The sequence below is a fragment of the Xanthomonas sp. CFBP 7698 genome (assembly GCF_003600855.1).
In the GTDB taxonomy this organism is placed as follows: Bacteria; Pseudomonadota; Gammaproteobacteria; order Xanthomonadales; family Xanthomonadaceae; genus Xanthomonas; species Xanthomonas cannabis.
Window position 1 is genome coordinate 1,668,664 of record NZ_PRDN01000001.1, and the last position, 15,303, is coordinate 1,683,966.

The window sequence follows — 15,303 nt, forward strand, 5'->3', positions numbered from 1 at the left end:
CCGGTTCTGCAACACGCGCTCTCCCATCGGCTCGGCTACCCTGCACCGATGACCGAACACCTCACCAGCCTGTCCGCCGCCGTGGAGCGGATCCTGCAACGCATCGATGGCCCGCTCCGGGTGGGCGCGCCACTGGGCATCGGCAAACCGCACCGGTTGTTGAACGCGCTGTACGCGCAACTCAAGGACACCCCGTCACGGCCGCTGGCGCTGTACACCGCGCTCTCGCTCAACCCGCCCAGGCCGGGCGCGGGGCTGGAAGGGCGTTTTGCCGCACCGTTCATTGCGCGTCACTTCGGCGAGGAGTTCCCGCGTCTGGCGTACGTGGACGCCATGCTGCGCGACGCCTTGCCCGCGCATGTGCAGGTGGAAGAGTTCTACATGCAGTCCGGCGGGTTGCTGCATTCCAGTCAGGCCCAGGCCGACTACACCAGCCTCAATTACACCCACGCCGCCGCGGCAGTGGCACAGCGTGCGCCGAACCTGATCGTGCAGAAGGTCGCACGCGAACCCGGCGGCGCGCGGCTGTCGTTGTCGTGCAACAACGACATCACCCAGGACACCTTGGACGCGGTGCAGGCGCTGGGCCTGCCGCGTCCATTGCTGGTGGCCGAAGTGGACCCGCAGCTGCCGTGGATCGGCGGCACGGCGGCGGTGGATGCGGCGTTCTTCGACCTGGTCATCGACCTGCCCGGCCCGTCGCCGCGGCTGTTCGGGCTGCCGCGGCAGCCGGTCACCAGCGTCGATTACGCCATCGGCCTGTATGCGAGCACGCTGGTACGCGATGGCGGCACGCTGCAGATCGGCATCGGCACCCTGGCCGACGCGCTGAGCCATGCGCTGGTCCTGCGGCATACCGACAACGCCACCTATCGGCGTGTGCTGCAGGCGCTGGACCCGGATCTGGAACAGCACCCTGCCGTACGCGCCAGCGGTGGCCTGGCGCCGTTTGAGGTCGGCCTGTACGGCTGCAGCGAAATGCTCAACGAAGGCTTCAAGCAACTGGTGGACAGTGGCGTGATCCGCCGCAAGGTGCACGACGATCTACCGCTGATGCAGCGCATGGCCGACGGCCGCGCCGACGCTGCCGACCACGCGCGGCTGGCGCAGGAGGGCGAGTTCCTGCATGGCGCGTTCTATCTTGGCTCGCCGGACTTCTATCAATGGCTGCGCGACCTTCCGCCCGCCACGCGCGCTGCCATCGGCATGCGCCGCATCAGCCAGATCAACCAGCTCTACGGCGGCAATGAAGCGCTGGAGCGCTTGCAGCGCCACGATGCGCGCTTCTTCAATTCCTGCATGATGGCCACCGCGCTGGGCGCGGCGGTGTCCGACGGCCTGGACGATGGCCGCGTGGTCTCCGGCGTGGGCGGGCAGTACAACTTCGTAGCGATGGCGCATGCCTTGCCGCAGGCACGCAGCACGTTGATGCTGCGCTCCACCCGCGAGACCGGCACACATGCGGCCAGCAATGTGCGCTGGAATTACGGCCACACCACCATCCCGCGCCACCTGCGCGACGTCTACATCACCGAATACGGCATCGCCGATCTGCGCCACAAGACCGATCAGGACTGCGTGGTGGAAATGGCCGCCATCTGCGATGCGCGCTTCCAGGACGAGCTGCTTGCCCAGGCGAAACAGTCGCGCAAGCTGCGCACCGACCCGGTGCTGCCGGCGCGTGCGCAACGCAACACGCCACAGGCACTGGAACAGGCGCTGGCGCCATTTCGACGCGACGGCAGCCTGCCCGATTACCCGCTCGGCAGCGACTTCACCGAGATCGAGCAACGTCTGCTGCGTGCATTGAGCTGGCTCAAATACGCAACAGCTGGCACCGGCGGAAAAATCGCCACGGTGTGCCGCGCACTGCTCGCACGCAAAGCGTCGGATGCGAATGATGTTGCCTGCCTGCAACGCATGGCGCTGCATGCGCCACGCAGCCTGGGCGACCGCGTGCAGGCGCGGTTGCTGACCTATGCGCTGCAACAGACCGCCCCGTCATGAAAAACAGTGTCACGATGTTGCAAACGACACGAACCGATTGCAGCAAGACCTGACGCATCACGGACACACTGCGGAAAGATCTGCGTCAAGCTGGGCCGCGATGATGGCGACCTCGTCGCTTTCCGGCTGTGCTGCATGCATCTTTCTGGCGCTTTTACTGCTGTCACGTCAGGCATCACCCGCAAACCGAAGCTGGTGCGCGCGAAGCGAAGAACCACCACGCGTATCGTCTTCTTCACCGCGCTGGTGCTGAGCAATGTTGCCGCGCAAGCTGCGCCGCGTCTCACCGATCTGCAGTACATCGGCAGCCACAACAGCTACCACGCCGGCTTTGCACCCAGCGAAGCGGCTGTGTTGAAGCAACTGGACCCGGCACTGTTTGCTGCACTGGATTACCGCCATCCCGCATTGACGCAACAACTCGACGCTGGCGTGCGCCAACTCGAGCTGGACGTCTTCGCCGATGCACAGGGCGGGCGCTATGCGCACCCGTCCATCGTCGCGCAGATCGCCAAAGCCGGACTATCGGCCGCACCGGCAAGCGCGCCGGCCGGGGTGATGGAGACGCCGGGCTTCAAGGTCATGCATGTGCAGGATCTTGACCAGCGCAGCAATTGCCAACCGTTGATTGCCTGCCTGCAGGACATCCGCACCTGGTCGAAGCAGCACCCGGGTCATGTGCCGATCTTCATCCTACTGGAAACCAAGCAGACGCCGATAGCGCTGGCATTCCCCACCACGCAACCCGAACCATTCGACACAAAAGCGATGGATGCGCTGGATGCCGAACTACGCTCGGTGTTCCAGCCCGGTGAGTACATCAGCCCCGATCAGGTGCGGGGCAGCGCGCGTACCCTCAATGCAGGCGTGCTCGCGCATGGCTGGCCGTCGCTGGAACAAGCGCGCGGCAAAGTGGTGTTTCTGCTCGACCAACGCGCTGCAGGCGCCAGCTACCTGCCCGGCCATCCATCGCTGCGCGGCCGCGTGTGTTTCACCAACGCGGTACCGGGCGAGGACGATGCGGCATTTGTCGAGCGCAACGATGGCCCCGTCGATGACATCGCGCAGTTGGTCAAGGCCGGTTATCTGGTGCGTACGCGTACCGATGCCGACCTGAAAGAAGCGCAGCGCAACGACACCTCCCGGCGCGATGCCATGCTGGCCAGCGGCGCGCAATTGCTCAGTACCGATTTCCCGGTCAATGAGCCGGCCGATAACGGCTACGTGGTGCGCTTCGATCACGCTGCGGTGGCGCGCTGTAATCCGCAGCGACCGCGCGTGCACTGCAGCGGCCTCGACCTGCGCCACTGAGCGCCGCGCCGCGCATACACACGCCAGCTGCCCCACGCATCAGACCTGTCGCAATGGAAGGCGTCGGCGATCTAAGCCCGTGCCCGTTCACCGGATGCGGGCACTCCTCCCCACTTCCGCGAGCCCTCAGCATGCAGTCTTTCCGTCCCTTCCATCGCCTGAGCTGTGCCATTGCCGTGGTGCTTTCCGCACCAGCGTTTGCACACGCTGCAGAGCTGACCACCACCACGTTGGATTCGGTCAACGTGCAAGCCACCCACGCCGCGGCGCCGGGATCGCTGAACGAGCAACGCGTGGCCAACAGCGTCAACAGCGTGATGAGCAAGCAGCAGATCGACGCGATTCCTTCCGGTGGCATCGCCGATGTGGTCTCGCACATGCCGGGCTTGTCGGCCTACAGCGACATGCATCTGGGCCAGGCCACCACCGGCGAAAATGCCTACGTCAGCATCCGCGGCATGGACGCCAGCTATAACGCGTACACGCTCAATGGCTTCGCCATGCCGGAAACCGACTCGTCCACGCGCGCGATCTCGTTGAACATGCTCGCGCCGTTCGGCATCCAGTCGGTACAGGTGTCCAAATCGCCCACGCCCGATATGCCGGGCGATTCCATCGGCGGCGCCATCGACATGCGCACGCCGAACGCCTTCGATTTCGCGCAGGATGTCTATGCCAGGACCACCGCGCGCGGCCAGCTCAATGCATTGGCCTCGCATCTGGGCGGTTCCGATGGCGGCGGCACCGTGCAGCAGGAGCTGGCCTGGATGTTCGGCGACGGGCACGCGTTCGGGCTGTATGCCTCGGCGTATTACGGCAAGAACAACAACATGGCACAGGCCCCGGCGCCCAACAGCAAATACGTTCCGGCCGACCCGGCGCTTGCCGACGCCACCGACCTGCGCAACGTCGGCCCGTTGATCGGCACCCGCTACAAATACAGCCTCTATACCAGCCAGATCGAGCGTTACGGCGGCAGCCTTTCGCTGGACTGGCAAGGCGACACCAGCGCCCTGTATGCGCGTGCCATCTATGGCAGCTACGGCGTCACCGGCCAGCAGGATCAGTCCAGCGCGCGCCTGGAGACCATTCGCACCCAGCCCACCGCCGTGCGCGGCGGCTACTTCAACACCCACGACATCGACGAAACCCTGGCGACGCTGCAGTTGGGTGGGCAGACCACCCTGGATCGTCTGCGCTTCGATTACGGCAGCTCGTTCGGCCGCGGCACCCGCAATCGACCGGACTATGTATCGGCCAGCCTGTATGGCTTTACTCCCGGCAGCTTCGCCTTCGACCTCAGCGACCCCACCTACCCGAGCATCGGCCCGAGCACGCCGGCCTTGAAGGACTTCTTCTACGACCTGGATTCGTCATTGCTGTGGAAGGTGCAGGGCCACGATGCCGGCAGCCACGATAACCGCGCCAATGCGCACACCGACATCACCTATCGCACCGACGGTGCGGTGCTGGACAGCGTCAAGCTGGGCCTGTCGGCCGATCGTTCGGCACGGGAGGCGTACGATCATCCGTTCTTCCACAAGGACGGCAACTTCGTCACCAACGGCCCCTATTTCGGCGGGCCCAATTACGCATTCCCCACCGCCGGCGGCCCGCCGCTGAGCGCGATCCCCGGGCGGCTGACCTACAACGCATTCGACGGCCACTATGCCGGACCGTTCAAGCTGCTGGATCGCCGCTGGATGCGCGCCCAGGCGGTGCCGTACAAATACATCGACGATCCGAACGGCGCCGGCCGCTACACCGCCAACGACTACAACGCCAACACCACCTCCAGCACGGAAGCGATCTACGCCGGTTATGCGATGGCCGCCTTGCACCTTGGTTCGGTGAGCATCCTGCCCGGCGTGCGTTACGAACTGACCCGCTACTCGGCCGATGCGTGGCAGTCCAGCGGCGACGGCGTCACCGGCCGCTTTGTCGGGACCGGCAGCACCTATGGGCAATGGCTGCCGGGGGTGAGCATCAACTATCGCCCAGACGATCTCACCGTGTATCGCGCCTCGTTCCGGCGCAGTTTCAGCCGCCCGGCGTTCGGCCTGATTTCCGGGCAAACCGTGTATTCCATCGACGACACGCAACAGGTGGTCGGCATCTCCAAGCCCAATCCGGATCTGCAGCCAAGCAAGGCCGACAACGCCGATCTGTCTGCCGAGTTCTACGACCACAGCGGCGGTGTGCTCAGCGCCTCCACCTACTACAAGCGCATCTCCGGCTTCATCTATACCTCGCAATCGGCCACCAGCAACGACAACACGCTGGGCGGCCTGGTGCCGACCGGCACCACCTTCGAAAACGGTGTCCCGGTGACCATGCCGCAGAACGGCGGCACCGCAACGCTCTACGGCCTGGAGTTGGCAGCGAGCAAACGGCTGCAGCAGTTGCCGGGAATCTTGAGCAACCTGGGGGTCACCGCCAACCTCACACTGCAACATAGCCAGGCAGACAGCAGACGCAGCGATCAGCCGGAAAAGACCTGGCTCCCACGTGCGCCCGAACGGCTTTACAACCTGGACCTGTTCTACGACGACACGCACCTGCGCACCGACCTGAGCTACAACTACACCGGCCTGCATTTGCTGGGGCTGACCACCGACCGGCTCAACTACTACCTGCAGCCGGTGAAGTCGCTGGACTTCAATGCCACCTATCACCTGCCGCACCATGTGGATGTGGGCGTGTCGGCCAAGAACCTGCTCAACGCCGCCACCTTCTACGAGACCCAGGGCAAATCCAGGCGCTACATGGCCTACGATCCCGGCGCCGACGGTGCCTATGTGCAGACCGGGCGCGTCTACATGCTCACGCTGGGCTACACCTACTGATGCCCGCAGGCGTGGTGTTGCGCGCGCGTTGACGCGCGCGCAACACCACGCAGCAGTAGCTATCGAACAGCACAGATGGCCATACGCCGCCGTGCCTGATTCCCGGCAATGCATCCGCCGGCGCAATCCCCCGCTCTCACGATTCCCCATTCCCCATTCCCCATTCCCGCCAGCCATGCCCTGTCGAACCCAAAACCGCCTGCCCAACCGCTCAGTTCCTGTGCAGCCATTTCACGCAGAAAACGCAGCCGGCTGCGGCAAGGTGCGCGCATGTCTCCCTTGGATCTGCACATGCCATCACGCTCCTATGCTCGTGTCTGCTTGCTTGCCCTGGCGCTGAGCGCGTCGCTGCCTGCGCTGGCGCAGGCACCGCAACCTGCGGCGGCCGCTGCGCCGGCACCGGCAGCTGCGCCTCCTGCCAAGCAGGTGGACACCGGGCCGCGATCGGATCTGCATGCGCAGGTGCTGCTGGACCGCGCGCATTTTTCGCCGGGCGAGATCGATGGCGAACGTGGCTCCAACCAGAAGCGGGCGGTGTCCGGCTTTCAGGCTGCACACAAGATCAAGGTGACCGGCGAGCTGGATGACGCCACCTGGCAGGCGCTGCAGGCCGACAGCACGCCGGCGCTGGTGCAGTACACGCTGACCGACGCCGACGTTGCCGGCCCTTTCCAGCCGATTCCCAAAGGCCCGGCCGAGCAGGCCACGTTGTCTGCGCTGGGCTACGCATCGGTGGACGAGGCGCTGGGCGAACGTTTCCATGCCGCGCCGGAACTGCTGCGCCAGCTCAACCCCGGCGTAGAGCTGGGCAAGGCCGGCAGCGTCATCCAGGTGCCGAACATCGACGGCGTCGCGCCCCTGGCCAAGCCGGCCAAGCTGGTGGTGGACAAGTCCGAATCGACGCTGCGCCTGTTCGATGCCGACGGCAAGGTGTATGCACAGTTCCCGGTGTCTTCCGGCAGCAAGCACGATCCGCTGCCGATCGGCCGCTGGAAGGTGCTGGGCGTCGCGCGCGACCCGGTGTTCAAGTACAACCCCAAGTTGTTCTGGGACGCGAAGAAAGACGACAAAAAAGCCACGTTGCCGGCAGGCCCGAACAACCCGGTCGGGCGCGTGTGGATCGATCTGTCCAAGCCGCACTACGGCCTGCACGGCACGCCGGAACCGGGCCACGTGGGCAAGACCGAATCGCATGGCTGCGTGCGCCTGACCAACTGGGATGTGGTCAATCTGGCCAGCGTGGTCGGTCCGTCCATGCCGGTGGTGATGCAGGAGTAAGCATGAAACTGCTGATGATCTTGATCGCAGGCGTGGCGATCGGCGCAGGCGGCTATTGGTGGCTGGAGCGCAGCGCGCCCGAGGCGCAGGTGCCGTCGCCAGCGACCGCTGAACCGGCCGTTGCAGCGCCGTCCACGGCAACCGCGGCCGTGTCGGCAGCTGCGCCTGCACCCGCACCCACCGTCCCGGCCGCGGCAGAGCCCGTGAGCGCTGCCCAGGCACCTGCCGCCTCAGCCCCGGCGGCCGATGCGTCGGCGGCCGGCTCCGGCCTGCTGATTCCGGTGCAAGGCATCGGCCGCGAGCAGTTGCAGGACACCTTCACCGATGCGCGCAGCGAAGGCCGGGTGCATGACGCCATCGATATCCTGGCACCGACCGGCACACCTGTACTTGCGGTCGCCGACGGGACGGTGGAAAAGCTGTTCAACAGCGAACGCGGCGGTCTCACCGTGTATCAGTTCGCGCCGGGTGGCACGTACTGCTATTACTACGCCCATCTGGAACGCTATGCCGATGGGCTGGCAGAGACGCAATCCATCAAGCGAGGCCAGGTCATCGGCTATGTAGGCAGCACCGGCAACGCAAATCCGGCCGCGCCGCATCTGCATTTCGAAATCCACCGCCTGGGGCCGGAAAAGCAGTGGTGGAAAGGCGATGTGCTCAATCCCTATCCCATCCTGCATGGCGACCAGCCACTGCAGTGATTCCCCTGACGCTGCGCCCTCATACCGGAGTGCAGCGTCATCGCAGCTGGACCTGCCGCACGCGGCGATGGCGTTCTGACCGACGACATCGCCGCACTGCGGAGACGCCTCAGATCAGCATCCCGCCGGAGACTTCGATGCGCTGCGCGTTGATCCAGCCCGTGCCCGGCGCCAGCAAGGCCGCCACCACCGGCCCGATATCGTCCGGCAGGCCCGTCCGGCCCAACGCGGTGACCGAAGCCACCATCGCATTGACCTGCGCATTGTCGCGCACCGTGCCGCCGTTGAAATCGGTCTCGATCGCTCCCGGCGCCAACGTGTTGGCACGGATGCCGCGTGCACCCAGCTCCTTGGCGAGATAGCGGGTAAACACTTCCACCCCGCCTTTCATCATCGCGTAGGCGGAGGAACCCGGCAGCGCGAAGCGCGCCAGCCCGCTGGAGACGTTGAGGATGCGTCCACCGTCGGCGATCAGTGGCAACAACGCCTGGGTCAGGAAGTACGGCCCCTTGAGATGGGTGTCGACCAGCGCGTCGAACTGCGCCGGCGTGGTGTCGGCGATGGCGGCATGCAGGCCGGTGCCCGCGTTGTTGACCAGCGCATCGAACTGGATGCGCCCCCACCCGGCCAGCACCGCCTTCAGCTGCGCGGCGAATCCGGCAAAGTCATCGGCCTTGGCGACATCCAGCTGCAACGCGTGCGCGCGCCGGCCCAACGATTGAATCTGCGCCACCACCGCTGCGGCTTCGTCGGCTTGGCTGCGGTAGGTCAGCACGATGTCGTTGCCATCGGCAGCGAGCGCAAGCGCGGCATTGCGCCCCAGCCCGCGGCTGCCGCCGGTGATCACGGTGATGGGTGTGGAGGTGGTCGACATGGGCAAACTCCTGGGGTGATGACGGCGATAGGTGGCGTGGCGACGATCAGACGAGGCGATCGCGCAATGCGTTACGAACGCGCTCAGGCTAGTGCGCTTGCCGTGCCGCATAAATCAGCTCAATCTGACTTCACCGTTCAAGATCGCCGACCAATCGATGGACACCATGGAGTCGTTGCGCGCCTTCCTGCGCGTTGCCGAGCTGGGCAGTTTCACCCGTGCCGCCGACACCCTGGGCCTGCCCAAGGCCAGTGTCTCGACCGCCGTGCAACGGCTGGAAGCTTCGCTCGGGACCCAGCTTCTGCATCGCACCACGCGACGCGTGCAGCTCACCGGCGATGGCACCGCGTTCTCCCAACGCGCCCGCGACATCCTCGACGACATGGAGGAGTTGCACGGCATGTTTCAGCGCGAACGCGGCCAGCTGCGCGGTCGCCTGCGGGTGGATATGTCGTCCGGCATCGCACGCAACTTCGTGATCCCTGCGCTGCCGTCGTTTCTGGCCCGGCATCCGCAGCTGGACGTCGAGATCAGCAGCACCGACCGTCGCGTCGATGTGGTGCGCGAAGGCTTCGATTGCGTGCTGCGCGTGGGCACGCTTGAAGACACCAGCCTGGTCGCCCGCCCGCTGGGTGCGGTCCGCATCGTCAGCTGCGCCAGCGCCGACTATCTTGCCCGCCGCGGCACGCCAAGCTGCCTGGACGATCTCGCCCAGCACGACCTGGTGCATTACGTGCCAACGCTGGGGCAGCGCTCGCCCGGCTTCGAATATCACGACGGGCAGCGCTATCGACTGCTGCCGATGCAGGGCCCGGTGACGGTGAACAACGGCGATGCCTATCTTGCCGCCGCGCTCGCAGGGCTGGGCATCATCCAGGCGCCGGCCAGCCCGCTGCGCCCGTATCTGGACAGCGGCGCGCTGCGTGTCGTGCTTGCCGACCACCCCGCCGAACCAATGCCGGTGACGTTGTTGTATGCGCAGCGCCGCCATCTGCCGCAACGCGTCAGCGCCTTCATGGAATGGGTGGCGCAGGTGCTGGCACCGCAACTGGAACCGGTGATGCGTTGAGCGATGGTCACCGCAGCGATGCGGCGCAGTGTCGTTGGAGTGCTGCAGGCATGGCGCGCTGCAGACGCCGCACTGCGGTCATGCCAACCGGGTCGTGCGCGTTCCCGTCCGCACCACGCCGTTCCAGCGCGACAGCCAAGGGCTGCCACTGACAAAGCGCTCCGCTCCACGGCAGACCCGCCATCCCCGTCACTGCGTGGACGGATATAAAAAAACACAGGCACCGTTCCGGCTGCCTGTGTTTTTGCTCGACAAGACCGGGCAGCAGGGCGCCCGGCGTGGCCGTGGATCAGAACGTGTAGTTGAAGGTCAGCATGCCGTTGCGCGATGCACCCCATGCGCCATAGCCGCCGTTGAACTGCGCGTAGTAACGCTTGTCGAGCAGGTTATCGACGTTGAGTTGCACGGAGAACTGCGGCGACAGACGGTAGCGTGCGAATGCGCTCACCAAGGCATAGGCGCTCTGCTGGAAGGTGCCGTAGACCGGGTCCACGTAGTACGCACGGTTCTGCCAGTTGACGCCACCACCGACGGTGAGATCGCTCCACGCACCCTGCGGAGTGTAGCTGCTGAACAGCTTGATGGTGGTGCGTGGCAGGTGGGTGTTGATCGAGGTGCCGCTGTCGTCGCGTGCGGTGTAGTGCGAGGCGCCGAAGGTGGCGTTCCAGCCCTGGGTCAGGCGGCCGGAGAGCTCGAAGTCGAAGCCTTCGCTGACCACGCCGCTGGCAGCCACGAATGCGGACTCGCTGCTGCCCGGCACGAAACCGCCGGTGGCCACGCCCAGGTTGTCCTGCTCGATGCGGAACAGGGCCAACGAAGCATTGAGCTGATCGTCGAACCATGCGGCCTTGACGCCGGCTTCGTAGCCCTTGCCGCTCAACGGGTCCAGGTAGCCGCCATTGGCATCGCGCAGCGTCTGCGGGTTGAAGATCTCGGTGTAGCTGACGTAGGTCGACCACACATCGTCGATGTCGTACACCAGACCGGCGTACGGGGTGACTTCGGTCTGCGTGTCGGAGAACGGTACAAGCCCCTGCACCGCATCGACGTTGCGGCCATCGATCTGCCAGTCGGTATAGCGCGCGCCCACCAACAGCGTCAGCGGGTCGGCCAGCGAGAACCGTGCGGCCACGTAGGCGGCCTTCTGCTTGATGGTGCCGTCGCTCTGCACCGAGCGCGGGCTCCAGTTGGGCTCCGGATAGGCTCCGGTCCAACCGAAGTAGCTGTCCAGCGGCGCCGGGAAATCGAAGGTGCCGTTGTTGACGTACTCGCGGCGGTTGTAGCTGGCGCCGGCCACCAGGTGATGCTCACGGCCAAACAGCTGGAACGGGCCTTCCGCATACACATCGGCGCCATCGGCCTTGCGCTCGGTCTGGTAGTTGCCCGAATACGGCACCACGCCACCGCCGGTGGCGCGGTCGAAGCCGAAGATCGTATAGAACGGGTAGAACAGGTGGTTGGCCGCTTCGGTCTTCTCGTGGCTCACGTTGGCCTTCAGCAACCAGCCGCTGTCGAAGCTCTGCTGCAGGCTGGCGAAGGTGCGCTGCAGGCGCGTGTCCCAGAAGGTCCAATCGGCGGCCGGGTTGAACGAGCGGTCGTAGTTGGTGCGCGTGCCATCGCTGTAGAACAGCGGGAAGCCGCCCCAGGTGACATCGTCTGATTCCTTCTTCTGGTACTCATAACCCACGCTCAGCAGCGTGCTGTCGGTGAGGTCGGCATCGATGATGACCGAACCGATCTTCTTGCGCAGGTTGTAGCGGTCCATGTCGGACTCGCCGTCCTGATACACGCCCACCACGCGCGCACGCACGGTGCCCTCGGGGCTCAGCGGCACGGTGACATCGGCCACGCTGCGGGTCTTGTTGAAGTCGCCGCCGCCCACCGACACGGTGCCGGTGAAGTCGCGGCTCACCGCATGCTTGCGCACCAGGTTGATCGATGCCGACGGGTTGCCCGAACCGGTGAGCAGGCCGGTGGCGCCACGCACTACTTCGACGCGGTCGTACAGCGCGACGTCCAGCGCCGAGTCACCGTAGCTCCAGGCCTGCTCCATGTAGGCCGGGATGCCGTCGAACTGGTAGTTGTCGATGTAGAAGCCGCGTGCGTAGAACTCCAGCCGCTCGCTGTCGCTCTGCGCCACCGAGATGCCGGTAACGTTGTTGAGCACGTCGGTGATGCTCTGCAGGTTCTGGTCGTCCATGCGGTCGCGCGTGATCACGGTGACCGACTGCGGAATCTCGCGCAGCGCCAGGTTCATGCGCGTACCGGCAGTGGTCTTTTCCACCGTGTAGCCCTTGGCCTGCTCGCCCTGCACGTTGAGCCGGTCCAGGGTGGTGACCTCGGCTTCGCCGGCCGGCGTTTCGGCAAGTGCCTGGCCGGCGGCCAGTGTGCACAGCGCGGCAAACACCGCATGCGACAGCGCGCGCGGGCGCCCCGCGATGGGAAGAAGACGCATTACGGTAGGACGGTTCATCACAGCTCCGGCGCAGACAATCGAGGGCGGCCACCGCAGGATGTGCGGCGGCAGACAAAGGGGGAAGGACACCACGGACCCGTGGCAGCGCCGCATTTTAATGGGAATGATTCACATTTTAAACAGGCAATGCACACATCGCCTTGTGCGGCTGCGCGTCGAAGCGAACGCTTCAGCAGGATTCGGGCCGCGCAGGCCTTGCCGGGCCGTGCTTACCCCCCGGTGAGAACGCCGTCTGGCGCCGCGACCGGACTCATCAGGTTCACCCGTGCCGACGTCTCCGGCGCAGAGGCGACCGCGACAGCAAGCCCCTGCATCCCAGTTTGCCGGGGGGAGATTTCACCCAGGTCGCGACTGGCGGCACCAGCCTGTCGATGCCCGGATCTTCGATCTATGTTGCTGGCGGCTAGTGCGCCGGCAGCTCGGGCATGCGCGGCAAGTGACCGGGTGTACTCCATGCACGCTGTACCACGCTGGGTGAAGGATCGCCTCCACCTGCCTGAGTGCGACGTAGCAGTAGTTGTCGCTTCAGCGTCCCTGCAAGCCCACGTTGCGCCCGCACCGACACCTCCCTGCCCCGCGCGCACGCACGCACGCAGCGTGCATTCAAGCGCCCCGGCATGCACACGCTCGGCGTCATCGGCCCATGGCAATGCCCGCACAGGACACGCGACGCGCTGAGGTAATCAACAAAAAACGCCGGCAAACGCCGGCGTTTTTTGTTGCGACACTGCGCGGATTTACAGCGCCTTCGCTGCCTGTACCACGTGCTCGGCAGTGATCTTGAAGTACGCATACAACTGATCGGCCGGCGCCGAGGCGCCGAAGGTGTCGATGCCGATGACATCGCCATCCAGGCCCACGTACTTGCGCCAGAAGCCGGTCACGCCCGCTTCCACCGCCACGCGCTTGCGCACTGCCTTCGGAAGCACGGATTCGCGGTACGCCGCATCCTGGCGGTCGAACACATCGGTGGACGGCATCGAGACCACGCGCGTCTTCAGACCCGCGGCGTCCAGGGTCTTCTTGGCTTCCACCGCCAGACCCACTTCCGACCCGGTACCGATCAGGATCACGTCCGGCGTGCCGCCTTCGGCATCGGCCAGCACGTAGCCACCGCGTTCGATCAGCTTGATCTGCTCGGCGCTGCGCGGCTGGTGCTGCAGGTTCTGGCGGCTGAAGATCAGGCAGCTCGGGCCGTCCTTGCGGGTGATGGCGGCCTTCCAGCTCACCGCCGACTCCACCGCATCGCCCGGGCGCCATACATCGTTGTTGGGGATGTAGCGCAGCGAGGCCAGGTGTTCCACCGGCTGATGGGTCGGGCCGTCTTCGCCCAGGCCGATCGAGTCGTGCGTGTATACGTGGATGGCATGCGCCGGGTTCAACGCGCTCATGCGCACGCCGTTGCGCGCGTAATCGCTGAACACCAGGAAGGTGGCGTCGAACGGAATGAAGCCGCCATGCAGCGCCAGGCCATTGGCAATGGCGGTCATGCCGAACTCGCGCACGCCGTAATACACGTAGTTGGCGTCCGGGTCGTCGGTGGCCACCGACTTGCTGGCCTTCCACAAGGTCAGGTTGGAGTGCGCCAGGTCGGCCGAGCCGCCGATCAACTCGGGCAGCAACGGCGCAAACGCTTCGATCGCCAACTGCGAGGCCTTGCGCGAGGCGATGGTCTGGCCGTCTTCCTGCGCCTTGGCGATGTAGGCATCGGCCTTGGCGATGAAGTCGGCCGGCAACTCGCCGTGCGAGCGACGGGTCAGCTCGTCGGCTTCGCTGCCGTACTGCTTGCTGTACTTGTCGAACAGCTGCTCCCATTCGGCCTGACGCAGGGTGCCGGTGCCGCCGGCGCGCCAGCCGGCGTAGATTTCTTCGGGAATTTCGAACGGGCCGTACGGCCAGTCGAGCGCCTTGCGGGCGCCTTCCAGTTCTTCCTTGCCCAGCGGCGCGCCGTGCGAGGATTCCTTGCCGGCCTTGCTGGGCGCACCGAAACCGATCTTGGTGCGGCAGCAGATCAGCGTGGGCTTGTCGCTGTTTTCCAGCGCGGCCTCGATGGCGGCCTTGATCTTGTCGGCGTCATGCCCGTCCACGTCGCGGATGACGTGCCAGCCGTAAGCCTCGAAGCGTGCCGGGGTGTTGTCGCTGAACCAGCCGGCAGTGTTGCCGTCGATGGAGATCTGATTGTTGTCCCAGAACGCGACCAGCTTGCCCAGGCCCCAGGTACCGGCCAGCGAGGCGGCTTCGTGCGAAATGCCTTCCATCAGGCAGCCATCGCCCATGAACACCCAGGTGCGGTGATCGACGATCTCCAGCTCCGGGCGGTTGTAGCGCTGCGCCAGCAACTTTTCGGCCAGCGCAAACCCGACCGCATTGGCAAAGCCCTGCCCAAGCGGACCGGTGGTGGTCTCCACGCCGGGGGTTTCGCTGCGCTCGGGGTGGCCGGCGGTCTTGCTGTGCAACTGACGGAACTGCTTGAGCTGCTCGATCGGCAGGTCGTAACCGGACAGGTGCAGCAAGGCGTACTGCAGCATCGAGCCATGCCCGTTAGACAGCACGAAACGGTCGCGGTTGAACCACTGCGGGTTGTTCGGGTTGTGCCGGAAATAATCGTTCCACAGCACTTCGGCGATATCGGCCATGCCCATCGGCATGCCGGGATGACCGGACTTGGCGGCTTCGACCGCGTCTGCGGCAAGAAAACGGATGGCGTTGGCCAGCTGGCGGCGGGTGGGCTGGGTCAT

Annotated in this window: 9 protein-coding genes; 6 read left to right on the forward strand and 3 right to left on the reverse strand. The window is 65.5% G+C overall.

What is annotated here, in order from left to right:
• Nucleotides 1-48: 48 nt before the first annotated feature.
• The 5 genes from XnspCFBP7698_RS07035 (at nucleotide 49) to XnspCFBP7698_RS07055 (ending at nucleotide 8,146) form a co-directional block, all read left to right on the forward strand.
• Nucleotides 49-2,007, forward strand: a complete 1,959-nt coding sequence (locus XnspCFBP7698_RS07035; RefSeq protein WP_146093237.1) for an acetyl-CoA hydrolase/transferase C-terminal domain-containing protein — start codon at nucleotides 49-51, stop codon at nucleotides 2,005-2,007.
• 135 nt (nucleotides 2,008-2,142) lie between these two features.
• Nucleotides 2,143-3,318, forward strand: a complete 1,176-nt coding sequence (locus tag XnspCFBP7698_RS07040; RefSeq protein ID WP_104580739.1) for a phosphatidylinositol-specific phospholipase C1-like protein — start codon at nucleotides 2,143-2,145, stop codon at nucleotides 3,316-3,318.
• Between the two features lie 131 nt (nucleotides 3,319-3,449).
• Nucleotides 3,450-6,164 (forward strand): TonB-dependent receptor, encoded by a 2,715-nt coding sequence (locus XnspCFBP7698_RS07045; RefSeq protein WP_104580738.1) that lies wholly within the window; start codon nucleotides 3,450-3,452, stop codon nucleotides 6,162-6,164.
• A gap of 291 nt (nucleotides 6,165-6,455) precedes the next feature.
• Nucleotides 6,456-7,442, forward strand: coding sequence for a L,D-transpeptidase (locus XnspCFBP7698_RS07050; RefSeq protein ID WP_104580852.1), 987 nt, complete (start codon nucleotides 6,456-6,458; stop codon nucleotides 7,440-7,442).
• Nucleotides 7,443-7,444: 2 nt separating this feature from the next.
• Nucleotides 7,445-8,146, forward strand: coding sequence for a M23 family metallopeptidase (locus XnspCFBP7698_RS07055; RefSeq protein ID WP_104580737.1), 702 nt, complete (start codon nucleotides 7,445-7,447; stop codon nucleotides 8,144-8,146).
• Between the two features lie 109 nt (nucleotides 8,147-8,255).
• Here XnspCFBP7698_RS07055 and XnspCFBP7698_RS07060 read toward each other — a convergent pair whose 3' ends face one another.
• The gene (locus tag XnspCFBP7698_RS07060; RefSeq protein ID WP_104580736.1) at nucleotides 8,256-9,020 is read right to left on the reverse strand and encodes an SDR family oxidoreductase; all 765 of its coding nucleotides are present in this window, start codon (nucleotides 9,018-9,020) and stop codon (nucleotides 8,256-8,258) included.
• A gap of 91 nt (nucleotides 9,021-9,111) precedes the next feature.
• On the opposite strand from XnspCFBP7698_RS07060, the gene XnspCFBP7698_RS07065 reads away from it, so the two are divergent.
• Nucleotides 9,112-10,089 carry a LysR family transcriptional regulator gene (locus tag XnspCFBP7698_RS07065; RefSeq protein ID WP_199680065.1) on the forward strand — a complete coding sequence of 326 codons (978 nt, stop codon included), beginning with the start codon at nucleotides 9,112-9,114 and terminating at the stop codon, nucleotides 10,087-10,089.
• Nucleotides 10,090-10,378: 289 nt separating this feature from the next.
• Here XnspCFBP7698_RS07065 and fhuE read toward each other — a convergent pair whose 3' ends face one another.
• Entirely contained in the window at nucleotides 10,379-12,562 is a 2,184-nt protein-coding gene (gene fhuE, locus XnspCFBP7698_RS07070) for a ferric-rhodotorulic acid/ferric-coprogen receptor FhuE (protein ID WP_104580734.1), read from the reverse strand.
• 740 nt (nucleotides 12,563-13,302) lie between these two features.
• Nucleotides 13,303-15,303 (reverse strand): transketolase, encoded by a 2,001-nt coding sequence (tkt, locus tag XnspCFBP7698_RS07075; protein ID WP_047695627.1) that lies wholly within the window; start codon nucleotides 15,301-15,303, stop codon nucleotides 13,303-13,305.

Excerpts from the sequence above, each read along its gene's own strand:
- XnspCFBP7698_RS07035 (WP_146093237.1), top strand. The coding sequence starts at position 49 with ATGACCGAACACCTCACCAGCCTGTCCGCCGCCGTGGAGCGGATCCTG.
- XnspCFBP7698_RS07040 (WP_104580739.1), top strand. The coding sequence starts at position 2,143 with ATGCATCTTTCTGGCGCTTTTACTGCTGTCACGTCAGGCATCACCCGC.
- XnspCFBP7698_RS07045 (WP_104580738.1), top strand. The coding sequence starts at position 3,450 with ATGCAGTCTTTCCGTCCCTTCCATCGCCTGAGCTGTGCCATTGCCGTG.
- XnspCFBP7698_RS07050 (WP_104580852.1), top strand. The coding sequence starts at position 6,456 with ATGCCATCACGCTCCTATGCTCGTGTCTGCTTGCTTGCCCTGGCGCTG.
- XnspCFBP7698_RS07055 (WP_104580737.1), top strand. The coding sequence starts at position 7,445 with ATGAAACTGCTGATGATCTTGATCGCAGGCGTGGCGATCGGCGCAGGC.
- XnspCFBP7698_RS07060 (WP_104580736.1), bottom strand. The coding sequence starts at position 9,020 with ATGTCGACCACCTCCACACCCATCACCGTGATCACCGGCGGCAGCCGC.
- fhuE (WP_104580734.1), bottom strand. The coding sequence starts at position 12,562 with ATGAACCGTCCTACCGTAATGCGTCTTCTTCCCATCGCGGGGCGCCCG.
- tkt (WP_047695627.1), bottom strand. The coding sequence starts at position 15,303 with ATGACCCAGCCCACCCGCCGCCAGCTGGCCAACGCCATCCGTTTTCTT.